Genomic DNA, 21,251 nt, shown 5'->3' on the forward strand with positions numbered 1-21,251 from the left:
GTACTAAAATAAGAATATCAGGACAGGATAGACTGAGACAAAAAATTAGGATAAAGAATACAAGGGGGATTCATAATGAGCTATTTGGTGCCTATGGTTATTGAACAAACTAATCGTGGAGAGCGTTCCTACGATATTTATTCCCGGCTGCTTAAGGATCGGATCATCTTTTTGGGTGGACCGGTCAGCGATGATGTGGCCAATGTGATTGTAGCTCAACTGCTGTTCTTAGAAGCTGAAGATCCAGAAAAGGATATTTTCTTATACATCAATAGTCCTGGTGGCTCCATCTCTGCCGGCATGGCTATTTATGATACTATGCAATATATTCGCCCGGATGTGCATACCATCTGCGTCGGTTTAGCAGCAAGCATGGGAGCCTTCCTTTTAACCGCCGGAGCAAAAGGGAAACGGACAGCACTTCCCAATGCGGAAATTCTCATCCACCAACCCTTGATTGGCGGCGGCGGTATTTCCGGTCAAGCCACCGAAATCGAAATCCATGCTAAGCATTTACTCCGTATCAAAGAACGGATGAATCGCATTTTGGCTGAACGTACCGGCCAAACCATGGAGCGCATCGAAGCCGATACAGACCGTGATCGCTACATGACAGCCGAAGAAGCCAAGGCTTATGGTCTTATCGACGAAGTCTTGGAAAAACCGCTGCAAGCAAAAAAATAAAAAAATGGGGACTGGTTTTCAACGAGAAAGTCGTTAAAGAAACCGGTCCCTTCTGTTAGAGAACTTCGATTTAGGAAGGATCAAAGGGGATAGAGTATGCGAAAAATCAAAAAGGCCATCATCCCAGCAGCAGGCCTTGGCACACGTTTTTTGCCGGCAACGAAAGCCCAACCCAAAGAAATGCTGCCGATCGTGGATAAACCAACTATTCAATACATCGTTGAAGAAGCTGTTAATTCAGGAATCGAAGATATCATTATCGTCACCGGGCGCAATAAGCGGGCCATTGAAGATCATTTTGATCGTTCCATTGAGCTCGAAACCTTTTTGCAAAAGAGCGATAAAAATGAGCTTTTGGATATGGTCCAAGATATCGCGCGACTGGTGGATATCTACTATGTACGTCAAAAAGAAGCCCTGGGCCTTGGCCATGCAATCTACAGTGCTAGGAAATTCATCGGGGATGAACCCTTCGCAGTGCTTTTGGGTGATGATATCATCCATTCGGAAGTGCCCTGTCTGAAACAAATGATCCAAGTATACGAACGACATGGTGCCAGCATTGTGGGGGTGCAGCAAGTCCCCCTTGAAGACGCCTCGAAATACGGAATTGTTGACGGCGTGCTTTTTGATGAGAGTATTTATCGAGCTCAGGATTTAGTGGAAAAACCCCGCCCAGAAGATGCCCCGAGCTCCCGCTTAGCTATTATGGGCCGCTACATTCTTAACCCTGAAATTTTTGACATCCTCGAAAACCTCCCTCCCGGCAAAGGGGGAGAGATTCAACTGACCGATGGACTAAAGGAGCTGGCCAAGTCCCAAGAAATCCTTGCTTATCAATTTGATGGTCAGCGCTATGATGTGGGAGACAAGCTAGGCTTCGTCCAAGCCACCATCGAATATGCCCTCCGTCGGGAGGACCTCTCCGAGCCCCTCATGAACTACCTAAAACACCTCATCAAGTAAAGAAGTGAATCAAGTGTGTGAGTCAAGGGGACAGGTTCCTGTTTTCATCAGAAAACGGGTATCTGTCTTTTTGCTTTTATCTCACTTATTTTGCCTCTTTGAATCTATCCCCTTGACCCAATTATTTCCCTAGTTTTTAAAAAGTGGGACCAGACCCAGCTTTTCATCTGGAATTTGCTGTTACTATTTCGCGAAAGCTTGTACCCTTGGGTAAACTACTGACAAATCGGACAGGCTGAGGGCGGAAAAAGGGTAGAGGCGTGCAGGAAAAGCGACAGGTTTTCCTCCTAAAAATTGGTAATATATTAGAGAGCTATTGATTACTTAATAAAGGAGGGAGATTCATGGAGTTCGACAAAAAGAAGGTCCTATCTCTGGCGGGAACCCTCGTATTGGCCGGTGCGGTGGTTGTCGGCGGGATCTATGGACCGAGTGCCTGGAAGGTCTTTATGAATAAGGCAGCGCCTGAGAAAGACTCTGTCGTAATTCAGGCACCACCTGTTGAAGGCGCGAACCCTCAGGATCCCAGTACAGCTGAGAGTCCACCTGGGCAAACCTCTGGAGTAAGCCCTGCTGTAACTGTGACTGATCCACCGGGAATTAATGCTACTCCACAGGGAGATGTCTCAGGGCCAAAGAAATATAAAGAGCCCGACACCAAAGACATCAACTTAGCCCCATCTGTCGCCGGCTTTTTTGGCGAAAACGGTTTGAGTCAAGATGCTCAGAATCTTGTGTTTGGTGCGGCGTGGAATATCCATCAATATGTGGATGGATATTTATACGGACCGAATTCCGGTCCGCAGATGAACGAAGAAGACATTAAACGCTACATTGTTTTCCACAAATCACTGTGGGATCAACGACTAAAGAACGAACCGAATCAAGCGGCACAATTTAAGGAATACGTAAGTGCCTTATTGAATCGTGGCGCTGATGCGTTTAATGCGAAAGACAAAGTTCGCATCGAGCAATTCCATCAAGAGCTTCATGATTTGGACGCTCATCTCTTGCGTGACGATCAGAGTGCGAAGATTTACGGGGCCACCCCATTTGCCACGAAACGGTAGAGGATTCAACTTTTTATAACAATTACAGGAACGATATACAATTTAGCTAAAGCAAGGATTTCGGTAGCTATCGTGGCTGAGTTTCCACGAAGGTTTGAATGCAAAACCGTGGCGGGCAGAGGACCGTTCGATTCACTGGAGAGCAATTATGCATGAGATAGAGATAAAATTATGGGGTAGACTGACAACTGAATATGGCTTGAGGAGTACGGAAAACGTATGAAGAGAACCCTATATGGGTTACGGTCCTCAGATTAATTCTGATTAAATTGATGCTGAGGCTATTCTAAAGTGACGATCTACGCACCAGCCGGCGTAAATAATAGGCGAAATATTTCTTGTCGAGAATCTATGGCATTGAGTGAGAGCGGCTTTAAGCGCTTAAGGCCGAGAGGCTCAAAACGACAGAGAGGTTGAAGCGGTGAAGTAGATTCGCTTCAGGTGAAACTATGATAAATGCGCGCTTTAATGAAGAAGATCTGACCATCGGGGGCCAGATCTTCTTCGTTTAGTTTTCAGCAGAGTTTTACTTCTGGTTAGATAGGAGCATGGGGCCCAAGTTTTACCGCCATATTTTGGAACTGTCTTCCGATTGACTTATATGAAGGGTTAAGGTAAAATGAATACAAGATATTTAGATTATTTTCTAAATATCTAACTAGTCCAGAAGCATAGTTAAAGGGGGGATTTCATGTCTCCGCTCAACGAGACCTTTAAGGCACTCTCCGATAAGACGCGACGTCAGATTCTCAAGCTTTTGCATGCCGGAGATTTGAACGCTGGAGAAATAGCCGATCATTTTGAGATGACCAAGCCCAGTATATCTCATCATTTGAATTTGTTGAAGCAAGCAGATCTTATCAGTGACCGAAGACAAGGCCAAACGATTATCTACACCTTGAATACCTCAGTATTTGAAGAGATCATGGGCTGGTTTTTAGAATTTACAGGGAAGCATCCCGATGAGTTGGATTTTAATCAAGGTGAGGAAGCCTTTGAGGAAGCACCACCAAAGACGGATAAAAGCAAATAATCAGGCTAAGAATTAATATGGACTTCGTAAATTACTAAAACCTTATTATACCGAGGGGGAAGACCTATGGAAAATATGGAAAATGCCAATAACCAAAACCGCAACGGTCGAATTGCAAAAATATTATCCGGTCTATTTGTTCTCATCAACATTATCGTTGGGGTGTGGGCCTATCCCAAGCTACCGGATCGAGTCCCCTCCCATTGGAACATCCAAGGGCAGGTGGATGGATATACAAACGCTTTTCGGGGTGCCTATCTTTTTCCGTTACTGATTTTAGGGGTCTATCTCCTGTTCTGGGCACTTCCCAAAATTGATCCGAAGCGGGCTAATTACCAGATGATGGGTCGTGTTTTTTGGATTGTCGGACTGACCTTGGTTGTGTTCCTATCATTCATGTACTGGGGAACCATCGCTATAGCCTTGGGTTACCTCGAAACCCTACCGCGCTGGTATTTCTCCGGCATTGGCATTCTCTTTATCCTGTTGGGGAATTATTTCGGAAAGATCAAGTATAACTATACCTTTGGCATACGTACCCCCTGGACTCTAGCTAACGAAGAAGTCTGGTTAAAAACCCACCGTTTTGCAGGACCTCTCTGGATTGTAGGTGGAATCCTCATGTGTCTGACAGGATTTCTTCCGCCAACCTGGACGGCTATCCTCTTCGGACTCGTTATGGTTCTCATCGCCGTTGTACCCATGGCCTATTCCTATGTCATCCACAATAGAATTGCAGGCTAACAAAAAAATATTATGTGCTTGTGTCTAAAATCTCTTTTCCCTGGTCAAGCTATGAGTAGAATCCAGGAAAAGGAGATTTTATTTATGCGTAAGATGTATGTATTGATTGGTTCAATAGCACTTGGAGTCGGTTTAGTGATCGTGGTAGTAGGCTACGCACTGGCGACGACACCGGCTGATGGCAATCCGCGACTTGCTTTCTGGGAGAATAAAGATTCTGTACCCACCTCTGGAGTGGACAGTAATTTTGACCAGAGCAACAGCCTCACCAATCCTTCAGAGCTAGGGATCTACCCTGTCGACCCCAATGACTCGGCTACGACGGGCGGGATGCTTTCGGTTAATCCCGAACAAGAGAACCTCGACTCAGCGGAAGGTATTGACCCCCACGACCCCAACATCCTCAACACCCCAGACACATCCGGAACTTCTAAGAATATACCAGCTGAATTGACAGAACTAATTATTTCTGATTATAAGCTCAATCTGGGCAGCTTGTTTGATGCATGGAAATCCACCGATATGGTAAGCTTCCGTGCTCAACTCAGTGAGGCCTACACCGGCGAGCTTTTTGAAAAACATGCCCGCCAAGCGGAACGATTTATTGCCCAAGGGGTAGGAATTGAAGTGAGCGATATCCGTTTTGACAGTGTCACTGTCGAGGCAGCAACTGCGACCTCAGCCACCCTTACCGCATACTACCATTACATTGCCAAGGACTATGATATCGCTAATGAAATAGCTATGGGTGGGAACACGGAGCATCAAGTCAAGGTTCGCGTCAATATGGTCAAGGATAATGGTCGTTGGTTAACGGCTGGAGAAACACTGCTTCCCTAAAGACTCCTAAAGGACATCACTTCAAAATTATGGAGGGATGTCCTTTGCCTTATTATCGATTATGATTAAATCTGTGGTATACTATTTCCATAGAATGGTTTTTGTAAGTAAGAGATTAGGAAGGATGATCGAACTGTGTTAGCACAATGTTATACGATTGATGAAATCAAGGCGATTGTATCTGATGTAGCTGAACGCTACGGTGTCGAACGGGTTGTCCTTTTTGGCTCTTACGCCAGAGGGGATGCTAAACCCAATAGTGATATTGATTTGCGAATCGATAAGGGTAAAATCAGGGGGCTATTTGAATTATCTGGATTTAAGTTGGACCTTGAAGAACGGTTGGATCTTTCTGTCGATGTGATGGAAACGGATGGATTGAGCGAAAGGTTTCTGAAAAGAATCGGTGAGGAGGAAATCCTGTTATATGAGCAATAAGGAGAGAAACATCGATATCTTAGAACGGATAAGCAAGTTTTGTTCTGAAGTAGAAAATACACAATCTTACTTTGGAAACTCCTTTGAAGTGTTTAGTAAAAATTCTATTTATCAAAATGCAATTGCCTTATGTCTTTTGCAGATTGGCGAATTATCGGGTCACCTTTCAGATTATGGAGGGTGATTTTTAATTTAATATTATTCTCTATTCTGAGGTCTCGAAGGAAGGAAACACAGGGGAATATGTTGAAATAAGTACGAATCGACACGAATTAGGAGGAGATAACGTGATCCGTCGTCATGTATTATCGTGCGTAATGATTTGTGCCTTATTAACAGCTTCAACCCTTGGGCAACCGGCCTTACTTCAGGCTTCTACGGTCAATCAAGGAACTAGTACCCAAGTTGTAGCGAATACTTATGTGAATCCATCCTATGATGAGATTAACCAATTGTTTGAAGAGGTTGCCAAGGAAAAAGCAATCCCCAGTGTTATTCTGAAGGCCATCGCCTTTAAGGAAAGTTCATGGCGTCAATTTGATAAGCTGGGAAACCCTATAGTATCCAGACCGGATCACCCCGCTATCGGGATTATGCAGGTGGCTACCTACAACGATAATGATCTGGAAACCATCGAGAAGCTCAGGACCGATATAGGCTTTAATATTCGCCGCGGTGCCGATCTACTCAACGAGAAGTGGAAATTCACCCCGACCATCGGGGATGGGGATCGCAATAAGTTGGAAAACTGGTATTTTGCCCTTTGGGCTTATAATATCTGGACCGATAAAAACAACCCCAATGTCTGCGGCCCTACAACCCTGACTTATCAAGAGAAGGTCTTCAACCTTATCGCACATCCCGAGGGTTTTTTGGTCCAGTATATTAAGCCTGTTGAGATCACCCGAATTCCCGCAGAGTCCTTGCCGGCTACGGGGCTTCCTCTCAAAACCGTTGCTTGGGCGACTCCCGAGCCCATTAACTACGGAGACTTAGCCGAGGGTGAAAGCCCTCTGACCCCGATAGTCCCCGACGTAGCCACAGCCCCTGTAACAACACCGAGTCGGGGCGGACAGCCTCAAACCATAGAATTCTTACGCCTTGAAACTGCAGTACAGCAAGCCCTAGAGGGCTGGCCCACCGGAGCGGAGACCGTGATCCTCGCGCGCGCCGACCGTTTTCCCGATGCCTTGGCCGGTGTCCCCTTGGCGGCACGCTATGATGCGCCCATTCTCCTCACTTCTGGCGAAGTCTTAAATACTGAAGTGGAAGCGGCTTTAAAGACTTTAAACCCGGATCGAGTCCTTTTGCTGGGAGGGGAAGGGGCAATAGGACCTAAGGTAGCTGCCAAGCTCGAGAGCTTAGGCTGGAGTGGCGAAGGATTACAACGGATCAACGGCTTGAATCGCTATGAGACAGCGGCCGCTATCGCTCTAGAGACCGCAGGGCTTTCTCGAGATATATTAACCCACAGTACCGGAAGTGCTGGTCTATCCTCGGAAATCAACCTAAATCACTCGGAGGAGGCTGTAGCCATTGTTACAGGTCTCAACTTTCCTGATGCTTTGAGTATTGCCTCTATTGCCGGTATTAAGCAGATGCCGATTCTTTTGACGGAGTGGAAAACGCTGCCTCAAGAAACTTGGACCGCCTTAAAGGCTTTAAATCCTCGGAAAATCTATCTAATCGGCGGTGAAGGAGTCATATCATCGACCGTGGCTGCCGACCTCCAAGAAGAGCTCAAGCTAGCAAGCCCGGTGATTGAGCGCTTATCCGGGGCCTCACGGTACGATACCATGGCCGCTGTGGCAGTAGCCTTTGCTGGGGAAGGTCAGAGCTTAGCCTTTGCTACGGGGCAGGATTTCCCTGATGCCTTAACCGGAGCCGCTTTAGCCGTTCGCCTTAACTCCAAGGTTATCCTCATTCCTCAAGGCCCCCTCGATGCTTACCCAAGGCTCAAGGAGACTATTGCCCGACATCCCTACAATCCCGAAGTCAAGCAGTACATCTTTGGTGGAACAGGAGCAATATCTAGTGAAAGGGTCCAAGAGTTAAAAGTACTTCTGGGGACTTAAAGAATAGAGATTACATTTCAGTACTTGCAGCTTAGTCCTCGGTCAGTATGTTAGGTTGTAAATTGGCAGAAACTATAGTAAACTGAAGAACGGTGCAAATATCTGCAAAAAATAAATAAAGGGATTTTACCCATCTCCCTGAACAGCTAAGGAAGGGATAATTTTACCATGCTATGGCGTAGAAGGACTCTGTTACATATGGCTATCGACGCTGTGTTGGTGAATCTCGCAGCGTTTTTAAGCTTTTATATTCGTTTTGGCTTTGAGGGCAATGGCAAGATACCGGAAGAGTATTTTTTAACACTGACTCATTCTGCTTGGACAGCCACCCTCGTCTATTTGGCGGTGTTCTATGTTTTTGGTCTATACAACAAGCTCTGGCAGTATGCCAGTACCGGCGAGCTCGTCTCGATTATCTTTGCCGTGACGGTGGGAACGGCCGGAACCGTGACTCTGGTGTATTTCCTTGCACCCCTGCGTTTTCCCCACTCGGTATCGGCACTGCTCTGGTTTACTACCCTCTTTTTAGTCGGAGGCTCCCGATTCATTTGGAGGATTCTCCAGGATAATATCTTTACCCCCCATGTGCCGGGCTCTCAGAACCAGGTTCTGATCATCGGCGCCGGGGATGCGGGAGTCATGGCAGCTCGCGAACTAAAAAACAAAAACTACCGAGAAGGTCGTCCGGTGGGCTATATTGATGATGCAGTCAGAAAGCAACGACTACAACTCATGGGAATCCCGGTCTTAGGAACTCGTAAGGATATTCCCCGAGTGGTCAAAAATCATAATATCGATAAGATCATTATTGCTATGCCTTCAGCCTCCGGGGAGGTTATCCGGGAAATCGTGGGCATCTGTGAAAAAACCGGGGTGGATCTCAAAATCATGCCCGGGGTTTTCGATATGGTCAGCGGTCAATTAGATACCAATGAAATTCGCGAAGTTCAAGTCGAAGACTTACTGGGTCGGGAACCCGTCAGTGTGAATCTTGAAGATGTGGCCGGCTATCTGACCGGAGAGGTGGTCCTCATCACCGGCGGTGGCGGCTCCATCGGCTCTGAGCTTTGCCGTCAAGTCGCCCGCTTTAACCCCTCCAAGCTGGTGGTGGTTGGACATGGTGAGAACAGCGTCTTTGATATTGAGCAAGAGCTGCGGGTGGATAACCCCACTCTGGACGTAGCTACCGAGATTTTGGATATTAAGGATCGTGACAAGGTTCATATCGTCTTCCAGTGTTACAAGCCCGGTGTGGTCTTCCACGCGGCAGCCCATAAGCATGTCCCGCTGATGGAAAAGAACCCGGAAGAAGCCTTGAAGAACAATGTGATGGGTACCAGCAACCTTGCAGAGGCTGCTGATGAAGTGAAGGTCAAGTCCTTTGTTCTGATTTCCACGGATAAGGCAGTCAACCCTACAAGCGTCATGGGAACGACCAAACGGGTGGCCGAGATGGTCATTCAGAGCATGGACAAGCGTTCCCAGACCAAATTTGTTGCGGTACGCTTTGGCAATGTGCTGGGCAGCCGTGGCAGTGTAATTCCTACCTTTAAGCGCCAGATTGCCAAAGGGGGCCCGGTCACCGTGACCCACCCCGACATGGTACGTTTTTTTATGACCATACCTGAAGCTTCCCAGCTGGTCATCCAAGCCGGCTCAATGGCCGAGGGGGGCGAGATATTTATTCTCGATATGGGTCAGCCCGTGAAGATTTTAGATCTTGCCCGCGACCTAATCAGCCTTTCGGGCTTCGAACCCGATGTGGATATTAAAATCAAGTTTACTGGGATGCGCCCCGGTGAGAAGCTCTATGAAGAACTCCTAACCGCTGAAGAAGGAACTTCCGCGACGAAACATAAACGCATTTTTGTAGCCAAACCCAACAATATTAATGTTTCACAGCTGGAGGAGCTCATTCATCTCATCCGGGAGCGGGGCTCTTACCTGACACGGGAGGAAGTTATCGCCCAGTTACAATCCGTGGTGCCTACATTTAGAAAGCAAGCTTCCAAAACAGCTGCCAATCAATAAGGGGGAAATATTCCATGTTACGTTTGAAAGAAGTCATTACCAGCGAAGACGTTTTAGCACAAAGCCTTAAAAAGAAAATCCTCGACCATACAGCGACGGTGGGTGTCATCGGTCTTGGTTATGTGGGACTCCCCTTAGCAGTAGAGAAGGGCAAAGTGGGCTTTCCGGTCATCGGGTTCGATATTAACGCTGCGCGGGTAACCAAAGTCAATGCCGGCGATAATTATATCGGCGACGTTAAGGATGAAGAACTCCAAGCCTTAACCCAAAAGGGTACGATTACGGCCACTACGGATTATGCCAGACTGACCGAGTGTGATGTGGTTGTCATCTGCGTGCCGACCCCCTTGACGATTACTCGGGATCCGGATATTTCTTATATCCAAGCCAGTTCCGAACAAATCGCTAAGTATCTGAAACCGGGACAGCTGGTCACTCTAGAAAGCACCACCTACCCAGGAACCACTGAAGAAGTGATTCTACCTATGTTGGAACAAAGCGGTTTAAAAGTAGGCAAGGACTTTTTCTTAGCCTTTTCACCGGAACGGGTTGACCCAGGAAACAAACGCTTCACCACCAATAATACCTCCAAGGTTGTGGGGGGTATGACTCCGGTTTGTCTGGAAGTAGCCTATACCTTTTACGCTCAAACTATCGTCAACGTGGTACCTGTCTCCAGCCCGGCTGCGGCAGAGCTAACCAAAGTTTTTGAAAATACTTATCGGGCTGTCAATATTGCCTTAGTCAATGAACTGATGATGCTCTGCGATCGCATGGGTATCGATATCTGGGAAGTAGTTGAAGCAGCAGGAACCAAACCCTTCGGCATCCAAACCTTCTGGCCCGGCCCCGGCGTCGGCGGTCACTGCATTCCCATCGATCCCTTCTATCTGACCTGGAAAGCTCGCGAATACGACTACCATACCCGCTTCATCGAGCTGGCGGGAGAGGTCAACGTCGAAGTTTCCTATTATGTCATCAATAAAGTGATCAGCGCGCTGAACAACGAAAATAAAAGCTTAAAGGATGCCAAGGTCCTCATCCTTGGTGTAGCTTATAAGAAAGATATCGATGATGTCCGGGAATCCCCGGCCCTCAAAATCATGGAGCTTCTGCGCAAGAACGGTGCCAATATCAGTTACCACGACCCCTATATTCCGGTTATCGAACCCCACGGCGGCTCTACTGTACACTTAGACAGCATCGAGCTCACCGACGCAGCTCTTAGCGAGGCCGACTGCGTTCTCATCCTCACAGACCATAGCGCTGTGGACTACGATCGCGTCGTCGCCAAAGCCAGCCTCGTGGTCGATACCCGCAACGCCACCAAAAACGTCGAAGCCAACCGCGATAAAATCATCAAATTATAAGACTGAATCAAGGGGACAAGTACCGGTTTTTAGTTTCATTTCGAAGATGGAAACCGGGGACAGGTCCCTGTTTTCAAGAAATTGTTCAATAGTATAGGACTGAAGTTTGAGACAAGGAACCCTGTTCCCTTGTCCTAAGATAAGGAGTGGAATCATGGATAAGCAAAAGAAGATGCGCTTTGCCATCATTGGCTGTGGACGCATTGCACCTAAACATGCCGAATCAATCCTCGCTCTCGAAGAAGCAGAGCTGGTAGCCGTTTGTGATGTTGTTCCGGAAAAGGCCCAAGCCTTTGCGGATAAATATGGAGCCAAACCCTACCTTTTTTACGAAGAAATGCTGGAAAAGGAAGAGATCGATGTGGTGACTATCGCTACAGAATCAGATCTTCATGCCCCTATCGGTATCACTTGTGCCAAAGCCGGAAAACACGTTATGGTCGAGAAGCCCATGGCCATGACCTTAGAGAGTGCTGATGAGCTCATTCGCACCTGTCACGAAGCTGGTGTCAAGCTCTCAGTGATTCACCAAAACCGCTACAATAAATCCATTAAGCTTATGCGCCAAGCCCTAGAAGAGGGACGTTTTGGCAAGCTCACCCATGGCCAAGCCTCTGTGCGCTGGAACCGCAATGATGCCTACTATTCCCAAGCCCCTTGGCGCGGTACTAAGCTCCAAGATGGTGGAGTCCTGATGAATCAGTCGATCCACAATATCGACCTCCTTCAATGGACCTTTGGACCCGTGGAGTCGGTCTTTGGTTATACCCGCACAGCTCTGCGCAAGATTGAGATGGAGGATGTGGGTGTTGCCGTCATTAAGTTTAAGAATGGAGCCCTCGGGGTAATCGAGGCAGCTTCAACTATTTATCCAAAAAATATTGAAGAAACCCTCAACATCTTCGGTGAAACCGGTTCCGTCATGATCGGCGGCATTGCCGTCAACCGTGTCGAGACTTGGGAGTTCCCGGATAGTGATGAGGAAAAACAGGCCATCTTTGCCGCTCAGGAAAATGATCCCCCCAATGTCTATGGATTTGGTCATCGGGAAGTGATCAAGGATATGATTGATGCAGTCCGCGAGGACCGTACACCATCTATCCCCGGAGAAGAAGGACGGAAGGCTTTAGAGATTATCCTAGCCATTTACAAGTGCCAGGAGACGAAGGAGCCGGTGGTGTTCCCGGTCGTTAAGTAGCTCTTGAACAGCCTTTAGCTCGGGTCGTGTAGCTTTTCGCACAACACTCACTCAGTAGCTACGGGGCTGGCGAACTCGCTTCAGCAGCAGGATTTGCCAAACCTCAGGGTAATACCTGATGTGAACCGGTGGCAATCCTATGCTGTTGAAGCATCATTCGCCTGACCGCCCCTCCGCTTAAAGAAAGCTTGGCTTGTGGTGAGGGAAGCGAAGCAGAAGCCTTAGCTGCCTTATACACAGTGAAAATCGTTCGTTCTTGTGCGAAAAGCTACTCTTATGAGCATTAAAAGATTTTAAAGTGAGGTCATATATATGCCTGATCCACGAACCACATCTATCTATATCGACCCCACGGCAACCGTCCCCGTCAGCGTAACCATCTCACCCTTCTGTGTGATTCAGGGCAAGGTTAGCCTCGGCGAAAATGTGACCCTAGGTGTGGGTTGTGTCATCGAAGAAGGAGCAACCATCGGTGCAGGCTCTACTCTAGGCCATCATGTGACGATTGCTGCGGGTGCCACCGTCGGGGACGGGTGTCAACTGTCCGCCCATGTGAGCATAGGCTCTGGGGCTCGCATCGGGGCGCGGACGCGGGTGGGTGAGCATACAGCCGTCTATCCGCTAACGGAGCTCGGTGAGGATGGCTTTATTGGCAGCAGCGCCTCTGTAGGGCGTTTTCCTAAGGCGGCCGCTACCAGCACGGTGAAAGCCCAGGCGGATTTACCGCCGCTGAAAATGGGGAAGGGATACACCATAGGCTGTTCTTCTGTTCTATATGCAGGAACCACATACGGCGATCAGGTCTTCCTAGGGGATGGCGCCTTGGTACGTGAACGCTGCACCATCGGTAAGAATGTGGTCATCGGTAGCGGGGTAGCTGTCGAAAATGATACCAGCATCGGCGCCTACACTAAGATTCAGACCGGATCTTACATCACAGCCTATATGGAGATTGAGGAACGGGTCTTTATCGCTCCTATGGTCACCACCACGAATGATAATTACATGGGTAGGACTGAAAAGCGCTTTAAGTCACTCAGGGGAGCTAAGATCTGCCGTGGAGCTCGAGTGGGTGGGGGTTCTATTCTTCTGCCGGGTGTCTGCGTTGCACAGGAGACCTTTGTCGCCGCTGGGGCGCTAGTCACCAAAGACACGGTAGAGAAGCGCGTGGTCAAAGGATTCCCTGCCCAGGATTTGCGGGAAGTACCCGAGGAAGAATTGTTGCAAGAGTAGCACTTCTGTCAGTGGATTGTACTTTCTAGGAATGCACATAAAAATGGGTAATAACTAAAAAGGTCAAGTGGTTATCTTGCACGCAAGCAAACCACTTGACCTTTTTATGCTTATGTCATTCTGAGCGAGCGTAGGATCTGGTTCTTCTAGGTATCCCTTCTATGGATGAACAACCATAGAGTTGATCAGAACAATACATAGTATACTATAAAATAATCTGTGATATAATTATAGTATAAAGAATAAGGAGTGAATTTTATGGCCTTGGTATCTGAAGAACAAGTCATTAAAGTCTTACAACAATATAACCAGTGGTGGAAAGAACCTGAGAAAATCCAAGCACTAACTAAACCTCAGAAAAGAGTTGCCTATAATGAAGCAATGAAGTACTTAACCCATCCCTCAATTCGAAGATTTGTGGTATTGTCCGGCGCCAGACGAGTAGGTAAAACGACAATTATGTATCAAATGATCGAGGATCTTTTAATACAAGGTGTTGCGCCGAGGAATATTCTCTATATAACTTTTGATAATCCATTAGTTAAGCTTATTAGCATTGATGAAGTATTAAACATATATGAATCGCTCTATCCAATTGAGGGGAAGAAATATTTGTTTTTCGATGAGGTTCAATATACAAATAACTGGGAGCTATGGATGAAAGTATTATATGATTCCCGCCCAGATATTTGTTTAACAGCAACTGGATCTGCTAGCCCGATTATTCAAAAGGGAGCAGCAGACAGTGGTGCGGGAAGATGGACGATGCTTAAAATTCCAACGTTATCCTTTTATGAATACTGTGAATTACTTCAGTTGAAGGAACGTCCAGCCCTTAATAGTAATATTCAGCTGTCAGAATTGGCAACTCTAGCAAGAGGTGAATTTGCCGAGCTCGCAAATGCTTTTTCACCATTAGTCCAGCACTTTAATCGCTATTTACTAATTGGTGGTTTTCCGGAGCTTGTACTATCTGATGATGACACCTATGCTCAAAGATTACTCCGTGAAGATGTGGTGGATAAGGTTATTAAAAGAGATGTTCTGACCCTATTCAACGTAAGGAACCCACTACTGATGGAAAAGTTATTTTTATATCTGTGTATAAATTCATCTGGAATCTTTAATGCTCAAACTGCAACTAAGGAATTGGGCAATATAAGTGTTACAACGTTGGAAAACTATCTTGAATTTCTCGAGAAATCAAATCTCATTTACCGTTCGAATCCCATCGATGTTGGGAGCAAAGGTGCTTTAAAAGGCCGACCCAAAATCTATGTGGCAGACCCAGCGATACGCAATGCAGTTCTCATGATTGACAACGTCCAGACCAATGAAAAAGAAATGGGCATTATGGTAGAAACTGCTGTCTATAAACACTTCGTTTCCTTCTATGAAGGAAAGACTGCCAAAATAGGGTATTTCAGAAAGCTAAAGAATAATCAAAAAGAGGTAGATGTTGTTATTGATCAACCCTCAGGGAAAGTACTCTGTGAAGTAAAATACCGGAATGACTCATCCGTGCTTGCCTCAGATGCCGTAGTTGCTTTAGCCTCAGATCCAAACTCTCAGGTTACAAATGCCTTTATCGCAACAAAAAAGCTTACTGACTATGGTGTCAGTAAGCATAATTCACAAGTGCCCATCGTGAGAATTCCGGCATTAATCCTCTTATATCTTTTAGGTAAAGCAGTTTGAGCAGATATTCTCCCACAAAACACAAGAAGTGCAAGGACTTTTTGTGTTCTCGCTATCTTCTCAGCACCCGTCTTACCACATAAGCACTAATTTTGCGGAAATCCTTATCAATCGCAACGATAACTAAGCAGAATACCACGCCCGCCACGGAAGCGGAGAGGAGAGGGTGGAGGTCGATCAGTAGCCAAGCTACCCCCGCCATGCAAAGTGCCGAGATAATCGTACTAGGCAGCTGCCGCCACAAGCGAATCTTATAGACATTCTTGCGAATTAACACATAGTAGGCTAAGAAGATGAAGATCTCCACGATGATGATACCGTAGGCGGCGCTGTATAATCCCAGCCAGGGCTTTAAGCCAAAGATCAAGCCTGCTAAAAGAGCTAGAGAAAGCCCCTGCACAATCGTTCTTTGCATTTGCCGACCGGTGGTAGTCAGGATATCCCCTAAAGAAAAACTCATACATTCCAGAGCTAAAAACCAACAGACAATCATCAGGATAGGGATGGAGGCGTTGAACTTCCCATCATAAAGCCATTCTGTCAGCGGACCGGCTAAGACGAAGAACAAGGTACTGCCGGCGATACCCACTGCCGAGAGGGCCTTAAACACTTTTTCGATCACCCCTTGATGCTGGTTGCGGTCGGAATCTCCCAGCTGATAAAGGACAGGATAAAGAGCACTGGTCATCATACTAGGGATAAAGACCAGAATCAGGATCAACTTGTAGGCTGCCGAGAAAATCCCCACTTCCTCACTGGTGGCAGACCAAGAGAGGGCTAAGATGCTGAACTGAGTAAAAACGTTGTAAAATATCCGATGAATCCCAAAGGGCAGACCGTGGATCACCATGTTAGGCATGGTCGGCAACTCCACCCTAGGCTTAATTTCCTTTCTTAAAGCCAAATAAAGCAGGACTGTAGTTATCACATAAGCGAGCAAATGAGTAAAGGTGATGGAGACTACCCCTAAACCGGCCACCAGCACAAAAATAGTAAAGATGGCAATCAACAGAGTCGTCAGGAACTGATAAAAGGCAGCGACATAAATTTTCTGCACGGCTTGATAGTAATTATAGATGGATTGGTTGATAGCATTAAAGCACACGGCGACCCCAACAACTATCACCATAGCTTTCACCGTTGCATTATAGGGGAACATAAAAAGTAGCATGACAAGGTAACATAACGCGCACAAAAGGGTCTTCACGAAGAGGGTATTGCCAAAATATTGGGGCAGTACCTTCGCGTTTTTAGAGCCTTCCTGAACCATCAGTTGGCTAATGCCCAGCTCGGCAAAAATGATAATGGTACCCACATAAGCATAGGCTGTCGAGTAATCCCCAAAAGGCCCCGGACCTAAGTAGCGGGTCACAAAAATCCCCAGCACTGCTGCGATGGATTTGGCAAGGAGGCTGGAGACCCCCAAGGCTGTCGCATTTTTTGCAATAAGACGCGTATCCATTAAACTAGCTCAGCTCCTAACCCTTGGTTCCCTTCGGCTAAGACCTCATGATATAAAGCGATGGTCTGGTGGGCATTATGAGACCAAGTAAAGTTCTCCCGGACCAAAATTTGTCCTTTTTTGCCCATCTCTTGGGTCAAGTCAGGATTGCCTAATAGTTTCTCAATGGCAAAGCGAATATCCTCAGCGTTGCGGGGACGGACAGTCAAGCCAACCTCTTCCCGATGGATAAGAGGGGCAATCCCTTCCCCCTTCGTACCGATGATCGGTTTCCCTTGAGAGAGTGCTTCCAAATAAACTACACCAAAAGCCTCGTTCCAACTCGGCATCACGAAAATATCACACCGGGCCATCTCCGCCATAGCTTGGGGATGGGGGAGACTCCCTAAAAATTCCACATGCTTCTCTAGGCCTAAAGCCCTCACCTGCGCTTCGAGGTTTTGTCGTTCTGCTCCATCACCGGCGATGCGGTAGAGTAAATTTGGATAATCCTGCAGGAGTTGAGAATTAGCTAGAGCCTCTAAGACATAAGCATGTCCCTTAGGTTCTCGCAAAAAACCCACCGTCAACAGCACAGGCCCTCGTTGTTCATCGTGAATCGCATTTTCGCAGCTAGCTGACTTCTGCACTTCCGCTTGCGCCTTTGCATCTACGTCCTCGAATTCTGCACCATTATAAATCACCCGATACTTACTGAGGCTATCGGCCCACAGCTCCAGACCATAATTCTCACGCAATTTATCGCTGACGAGAACCACGCGCCGAGCTTGGCGTAGGGTATCCTTGACGCTCTCAGCGCAGCGAGGAGAGCGGTTCAAGGTATGAGCGAAATCCTGTCCATGAATGGTGACCACCACAGGTAGATTATATTGTTTTCCCAAAGCCACAGCGGCAGCACCATCGGGATGAGCCACATGAGCATGGATCAGGTCAGGTTTCTTATCACGCACAAGTCGTGCTATCAGCTTGCCCATCCCTAGGCGATAGGTCAGGGGGTAATGAGCAAAGAAATAGCCGCGGGGAAACTCCAGAACTCTCGGGTGGTAAATATCCATACCCTGATGGAGCTCGTGATCGGGTACCTGGGCGTATTTTCCCCATTTCCCCAACCCCTTAAGAGCACGCGGAAACCAAGGAGTTGGATTCACCAGGGTGACCTCGACACCTTGAGCGTGGATGGCCTCGATTTGCTGTTGGACGAATATCCCACTCAGAGGCTGGACAGCCGTCGGGTAGAGGTGGGAGATGACTAGAACGTTCATAGATTGTCCTTTCTTTGGGGCTGCTTTAGAGAGTGTCTCCAGGATTTTGCTATACACGTTCGCTCAGAAAGCTGCGCGCACCCGTTCTAGTGCTCAAGCTTTCCGCTCCGTCGGGACGCTGGCTAAATCGGCTCCTGCCTCATAGCCAGTTGGAAACGTCCTGTTTCCAACCCGACTCCGCTGCAAGCTTTTCGCGAAGAACGGGTAGCTGCTCGCTTTGAAGTCGCTCTCTTCCGTATATCAAAATCCTTGGGTATTCTTTCAAGTGAATAACGGGGACAGGTCCCTTGATTCATGGTTTGCGACTTTCGCGAAACCCTCATTCGAATTTCATCGTATAAATCGCCTCTAGCTACTCGCGTGTTCTATCGATGACTTGCATCCTCAGTAATGCTAGAACTTTCTTTCCTGCCCCCCGAGTATCTGCTCATACACCGCTAATAGCTTCTTTTCTTCGCTTTCCCAGGAGTACTTCTCGTGGAACGCGTCCCAGCCGTTCTGGGCATATTTTAGAGTTTGAGCAGGGTTATCGATGAGAGTGCATATCTCTTGGGCTAAAGATTGGGGGTCGCCGGGATCGGCAATGCGGCCGCATTTATCTTCGCTTAGAATCTGCTCTATGTAGCCAAAACGGGAGCCGACTACGGGTAGCCCGGCTGCCATGTATTCGATGAGCTTTACGGGGATAGCTTTTGTGTAATTCAGGGTCGGGAGTAAGGGCACAAGTGCTATATGGCTGTCTCTGAGGATGCCGGGGACTTGGCTATAGGGGACTTTCCCTAGGACTTGGATATTGCCCTTTTCCAGCCAGCTTTCCATTGGGAGGTACTTCTCAGAGATTCCTCCCAACTCCAGTGGTCCCACTAGCTTACAGACCGCATCGGGATGCTTCTCGCGCACGAGGGGCATAGCTTCTAGGATAACTTCTAGGCCCCGTTCGCGATTGATTCCCCCTAAATACAGAATCACCGGAGCTACAGAGCCGACGGAGACGCCAGAACAGTCAGAGCTATCAAAGCCCTCCCGAGCTTCCTTATTGACCCTTTCAGTGAGTTCCTCAGAAGCTTTTTGAAAACTGGGACCTGCCCCCAGTTCGCATGTCCCCAGTTCGCATTTTGGTCGTTCAAACTGGAACTGCTCTTGCAGAGGAAAATTAAACAAGCTGGCTCCCACTGGATTGTACTGCTTAAATAAACCCTCCATGTGGTGGTTCACCGTCATGATTCCGGCAAAGCGTCGTGCGGCACCTTTTTCCAGCCGTTCGAATACAGCCGCCGCTGTTTTGCGCAAGGGTGCGGGCAGCCAATACCGTGTCTTTAGGCTGTCGGCGTAATACTCATGGACATCATAGATCACCGGCTTGCCCAGCTTCTTTTGGAGGGTTAATCCCGTCCAGATCAGATCAGGATCATGAAAATGATACAGATCGGCGTGCTCCTCCACTGCGGCCTGATAAATAGCCCGCAGATTGCGAACCCGCTGGAGCCTCGAGGAGAAAGGAGGCACATAGCGAATCCGAATCCCCTCCACGATTTCTTCCAGCGGATACCCCGCCGAGACCACAGTTTTCATTTCAGGCACCCCGGTCTCATGAAAACTGGGACCTGACCCCGTTTCGCACGCCTGCACTTGGCGGGGATATGGGGCGATGAGTACGACATCATAGCCTGCCCTTCGCAAAGAGCAGGCTTCCTTATAGAAGATGCGGCCATCCAAAGGTGGATGGGCAGATGTTAGGATGCAGATTTTCAATATTCTTCCCTCGCAGTGTTATACACCAAGCCGATAATGATGCAGAAGATCGTCATGAGCTGAAGATTATAGAACACCCCGGCCATGAAATTATAGAGGAAAACCGCCGGCAACAGGGCAATATAAGACATACCAATCCAAGTCTTTACATCAAAGTATTCCTTCATGCGTCCGGCCGCTTCGACACGATAGCGTTTCAGGGCGAAAAGCCAAGGCTGAATGAAGAACCACAGATAGATGGCCAGCCCCACAAACCCATAACGGCGGGTGAAAAGAGCATACTCATTATCTACCACCGTAGTCATGGCGTATTTTTGAGTACCCCAGCCGAGGACCGGGGATTGCCAGATGGACCCCACCGCGGCCCCGAGACGCTCCACATGGCCGATGAAGGAGTTGCTGGTGGAGAAGTTGAAGCCGTCCGTTAAACGCACGAAGAAGCCGTCGGAGGCTGTGGCAAAAAGCAACATGGTCACGAGGAACAACGCCCCGATCCGCAGTAGGATTCCTTTGCTTTTCCTATAATAGAAGAAAGCCCAAACACTTAAGATCGTCAAAACAATCCCGATTCCCGCCAAAGCGGTGCGGGAGATGGTCAAATACTCGACCTTTATTACTAACCCGATCAGAATCAGCAGAATGAAGGGAAAATATATCTTCGATTCCACAAAGTAATAGCGAGCCACCAAAAAGGCTAAAGTCATAACCGTGAACGTTCCGAACACATTGGGATTATCAAAGGTTCCCAGGACCCGCGCCGGGTTGCCGAGAATCATGGTTTCCCAGTGGCTCGGATTAAAAAAGGGCGAAAACCAAGCGTTTAAATTAAACAGGTTCAGACTTTGGGCAAAACTGAATAGAATTAGGAAGCCTAATGCTCCTAAGAAGGTATAACTCAGGACCGCAAACTCAGCATCCCGAAAGTTGATGGAGAGGACTAAGGTAACCACAAGGAAATATTTGAAAAAGGTCACCAGCTCCATCACATCCCGTAAACCGTATGCTCCGGCGCCGAGAATGACGACCCCGTAAAAGTTTGAGATAGCATAGGAAAGGACCAGGCAGCTAAAAATGAGCACAATCCGCTTCAAGGCCGAACCCTGCAGACGCAACTCCTCCCGGGCATCCGCTGAAAAGCGAAAGCCTTTGAAGATGAAAGCCAAGATATTCAGACCAAAGACGCCAAATAAAAGCAACTCATCGACCCGAATGTTCGGGAGCGTTGGGTGGATTTCAAAGGAAGGAAGCAGCATGGCCGAAAGCATCACTAGGAGCAAAACAATTAAACGACTATCGTTGCCTTTAGTCAGCCCATTATTCCAAAACATAAATTCCTCCTCAGTACTATATAGAACACCGGACTAACCACTCTTAGGTTCCCTGCCCCTTTAGGCA

General features: G+C 47.6%; 19 protein-coding genes. 14 read left to right on the top strand and 5 right to left on the bottom strand.

The genetic code is table 11. The features are described 5' to 3' along the window. Positions 1-75: 75 nt before the first annotated feature. The 14 genes from clpP (at position 76) to AAC978_RS01300 (ending at position 15,380) form a co-directional block, all read left to right on the top strand. On the top strand, positions 76-684 hold the full coding sequence (clpP, locus tag AAC978_RS01235; RefSeq protein ID WP_341546142.1) for an ATP-dependent Clp endopeptidase proteolytic subunit ClpP: 609 nt from the start codon (positions 76-78) through the stop codon (positions 682-684). 96 nt (positions 685-780) lie between these two features. Continuing rightward, on the top strand, positions 781-1,650 hold the full coding sequence (gene galU / locus AAC978_RS01240) for a UTP--glucose-1-phosphate uridylyltransferase GalU (protein ID WP_341546143.1): 870 nt from the start codon (positions 781-783) through the stop codon (positions 1,648-1,650). 344 nt (positions 1,651-1,994) lie between these two features. Then, complete coding sequence (locus AAC978_RS01245; RefSeq protein ID WP_341546144.1) at positions 1,995-2,720, top strand: hypothetical protein; 726 nt, start codon at positions 1,995-1,997, stop codon at positions 2,718-2,720. A gap of 691 nt (positions 2,721-3,411) precedes the next feature. Then, positions 3,412-3,753 carry an autorepressor SdpR family transcription factor gene (locus tag AAC978_RS01250; RefSeq protein WP_341546145.1) on the top strand — a complete coding sequence of 114 codons (342 nt, stop codon included), beginning with the start codon at positions 3,412-3,414 and terminating at the stop codon, positions 3,751-3,753. A 75-nt stretch (positions 3,754-3,828) separates the two neighbouring features. Then, on the top strand, positions 3,829-4,497 hold the full coding sequence (locus tag AAC978_RS01255; protein ID WP_341546343.1) for an SdpI family protein: 669 nt from the start codon (positions 3,829-3,831) through the stop codon (positions 4,495-4,497). Between the two features lie 84 nt (positions 4,498-4,581). After that, positions 4,582-5,337 carry a hypothetical protein gene (locus AAC978_RS01260; RefSeq protein WP_341546146.1) on the top strand — a complete coding sequence of 252 codons (756 nt, stop codon included), beginning with the start codon at positions 4,582-4,584 and terminating at the stop codon, positions 5,335-5,337. A gap of 135 nt (positions 5,338-5,472) precedes the next feature. Next, entirely contained in the window at positions 5,473-5,775 is a 303-nt protein-coding gene (locus AAC978_RS01265) for a nucleotidyltransferase family protein (protein WP_341546147.1), read from the top strand. Further along, entirely contained in the window at positions 5,765-5,959 is a 195-nt protein-coding gene (locus AAC978_RS01270) for a hypothetical protein (protein ID WP_341546148.1), read from the top strand. Before AAC978_RS01265 ends, AAC978_RS01270 begins: the two co-directional genes overlap by 11 nt. A gap of 103 nt (positions 5,960-6,062) precedes the next feature. Beyond that, entirely contained in the window at positions 6,063-7,850 is a 1,788-nt protein-coding gene (locus tag AAC978_RS01275; RefSeq protein ID WP_341546149.1) for a cell wall-binding repeat-containing protein, read from the top strand. Between the two features lie 168 nt (positions 7,851-8,018). Further along, a complete protein-coding gene (locus AAC978_RS01280; protein WP_341546150.1) occupies positions 8,019-9,881 on the top strand; it encodes a polysaccharide biosynthesis protein in 1,863 nt (620 codons plus the stop codon). A gap of 14 nt (positions 9,882-9,895) precedes the next feature. Beyond that, positions 9,896-11,251 (top strand): nucleotide sugar dehydrogenase, encoded by a 1,356-nt coding sequence (locus AAC978_RS01285; protein ID WP_341546151.1) that lies wholly within the window; start codon positions 9,896-9,898, stop codon positions 11,249-11,251. Positions 11,252-11,405: 154 nt separating this feature from the next. Next, positions 11,406-12,449: a Gfo/Idh/MocA family protein gene (locus AAC978_RS01290; RefSeq protein ID WP_341546152.1), complete on the top strand. Its 1,044-nt coding sequence runs from the start codon at positions 11,406-11,408 to the stop codon at positions 12,447-12,449. A gap of 312 nt (positions 12,450-12,761) precedes the next feature. Beyond that, on the top strand, positions 12,762-13,682 hold the full coding sequence (locus tag AAC978_RS01295; protein ID WP_341546153.1) for an N-acetyltransferase: 921 nt from the start codon (positions 12,762-12,764) through the stop codon (positions 13,680-13,682). Positions 13,683-13,940: 258 nt separating this feature from the next. Next, a complete protein-coding gene (locus tag AAC978_RS01300; protein WP_341546154.1) occupies positions 13,941-15,380 on the top strand; it encodes an ATP-binding protein in 1,440 nt (479 codons plus the stop codon). Positions 15,381-15,432: 52 nt separating this feature from the next. Here AAC978_RS01300 and AAC978_RS01305 read toward each other — a convergent pair whose 3' ends face one another. From AAC978_RS01305 to AAC978_RS01325, 5 genes are all read right to left on the bottom strand, one after another. Beyond that, positions 15,433-16,842, bottom strand: coding sequence for a flippase (locus AAC978_RS01305; RefSeq protein WP_341546155.1), 1,410 nt, complete (start codon positions 16,840-16,842; stop codon positions 15,433-15,435). Further along, the gene (locus tag AAC978_RS01310) at positions 16,842-18,104 is read right to left on the bottom strand and encodes a glycosyltransferase (RefSeq protein ID WP_341546156.1); all 1,263 of its coding nucleotides are present in this window, start codon (positions 18,102-18,104) and stop codon (positions 16,842-16,844) included. The genes AAC978_RS01305 and AAC978_RS01310 overlap by 1 nt, the downstream gene beginning before the upstream one ends. Positions 18,105-18,226: 122 nt before the next feature. Beyond that, on the bottom strand, positions 18,227-18,427 hold the full coding sequence (locus AAC978_RS01315; protein WP_341546157.1) for a hypothetical protein: 201 nt from the start codon (positions 18,425-18,427) through the stop codon (positions 18,227-18,229). Positions 18,428-18,497: 70 nt separating this feature from the next. Beyond that, positions 18,498-19,856 carry a glycosyltransferase family 4 protein gene (locus AAC978_RS01320; RefSeq protein ID WP_341546158.1) on the bottom strand — a complete coding sequence of 453 codons (1,359 nt, stop codon included), beginning with the start codon at positions 19,854-19,856 and terminating at the stop codon, positions 18,498-18,500. Then, entirely contained in the window at positions 19,853-21,184 is a 1,332-nt protein-coding gene (locus tag AAC978_RS01325; protein ID WP_341546159.1) for an O-antigen ligase family protein, read from the bottom strand. Before AAC978_RS01325 ends, AAC978_RS01320 begins: the two co-directional genes overlap by 4 nt. Positions 21,185-21,251 lie beyond the last annotated feature (67 nt).

The organism is Desulfitobacterium sp. THU1 (assembly GCF_038181555.1).
Taxonomy (GTDB): Bacteria; Bacillota; Desulfitobacteriia; order Desulfitobacteriales; family Desulfitobacteriaceae; genus Desulfitobacterium.

What these genes read in the sequence shown, in the direction of transcription:
- clpP (WP_341546142.1), top strand. Translation starts at nt 76, where the DNA reads ATGAGCTATTTGGTGCCTATGGTTATTGAACAAACTAATCGTGGAGAG.
- galU (WP_341546143.1), top strand. Translation starts at nt 781, where the DNA reads ATGCGAAAAATCAAAAAGGCCATCATCCCAGCAGCAGGCCTTGGCACA.
- AAC978_RS01245 (WP_341546144.1), top strand. Translation starts at nt 1,995, where the DNA reads ATGGAGTTCGACAAAAAGAAGGTCCTATCTCTGGCGGGAACCCTCGTA.
- AAC978_RS01250 (WP_341546145.1), top strand. Translation starts at nt 3,412, where the DNA reads ATGTCTCCGCTCAACGAGACCTTTAAGGCACTCTCCGATAAGACGCGA.
- AAC978_RS01255 (WP_341546343.1), top strand. Translation starts at nt 3,829, where the DNA reads ATGGAAAATGCCAATAACCAAAACCGCAACGGTCGAATTGCAAAAATA.
- AAC978_RS01260 (WP_341546146.1), top strand. Translation starts at nt 4,582, where the DNA reads ATGCGTAAGATGTATGTATTGATTGGTTCAATAGCACTTGGAGTCGGT.
- AAC978_RS01270 (WP_341546148.1), top strand. Translation starts at nt 5,765, where the DNA reads ATGAGCAATAAGGAGAGAAACATCGATATCTTAGAACGGATAAGCAAG.
- AAC978_RS01280 (WP_341546150.1), top strand. Translation starts at nt 8,019, where the DNA reads ATGCTATGGCGTAGAAGGACTCTGTTACATATGGCTATCGACGCTGTG.
- AAC978_RS01285 (WP_341546151.1), top strand. Translation starts at nt 9,896, where the DNA reads ATGTTACGTTTGAAAGAAGTCATTACCAGCGAAGACGTTTTAGCACAA.
- AAC978_RS01290 (WP_341546152.1), top strand. Translation starts at nt 11,406, where the DNA reads ATGGATAAGCAAAAGAAGATGCGCTTTGCCATCATTGGCTGTGGACGC.
- AAC978_RS01295 (WP_341546153.1), top strand. Translation starts at nt 12,762, where the DNA reads ATGCCTGATCCACGAACCACATCTATCTATATCGACCCCACGGCAACC.
- AAC978_RS01300 (WP_341546154.1), top strand. Translation starts at nt 13,941, where the DNA reads ATGGCCTTGGTATCTGAAGAACAAGTCATTAAAGTCTTACAACAATAT.
- AAC978_RS01305 (WP_341546155.1), bottom strand. Translation starts at nt 16,842, where the DNA reads ATGGATACGCGTCTTATTGCAAAAAATGCGACAGCCTTGGGGGTCTCC.
- AAC978_RS01310 (WP_341546156.1), bottom strand. Translation starts at nt 18,104, where the DNA reads ATGAACGTTCTAGTCATCTCCCACCTCTACCCGACGGCTGTCCAGCCT.
- AAC978_RS01315 (WP_341546157.1), bottom strand. Translation starts at nt 18,427, where the DNA reads ATGAGGGTTTCGCGAAAGTCGCAAACCATGAATCAAGGGACCTGTCCC.
- AAC978_RS01325 (WP_341546159.1), bottom strand. Translation starts at nt 21,184, where the DNA reads ATGTTTTGGAATAATGGGCTGACTAAAGGCAACGATAGTCGTTTAATT.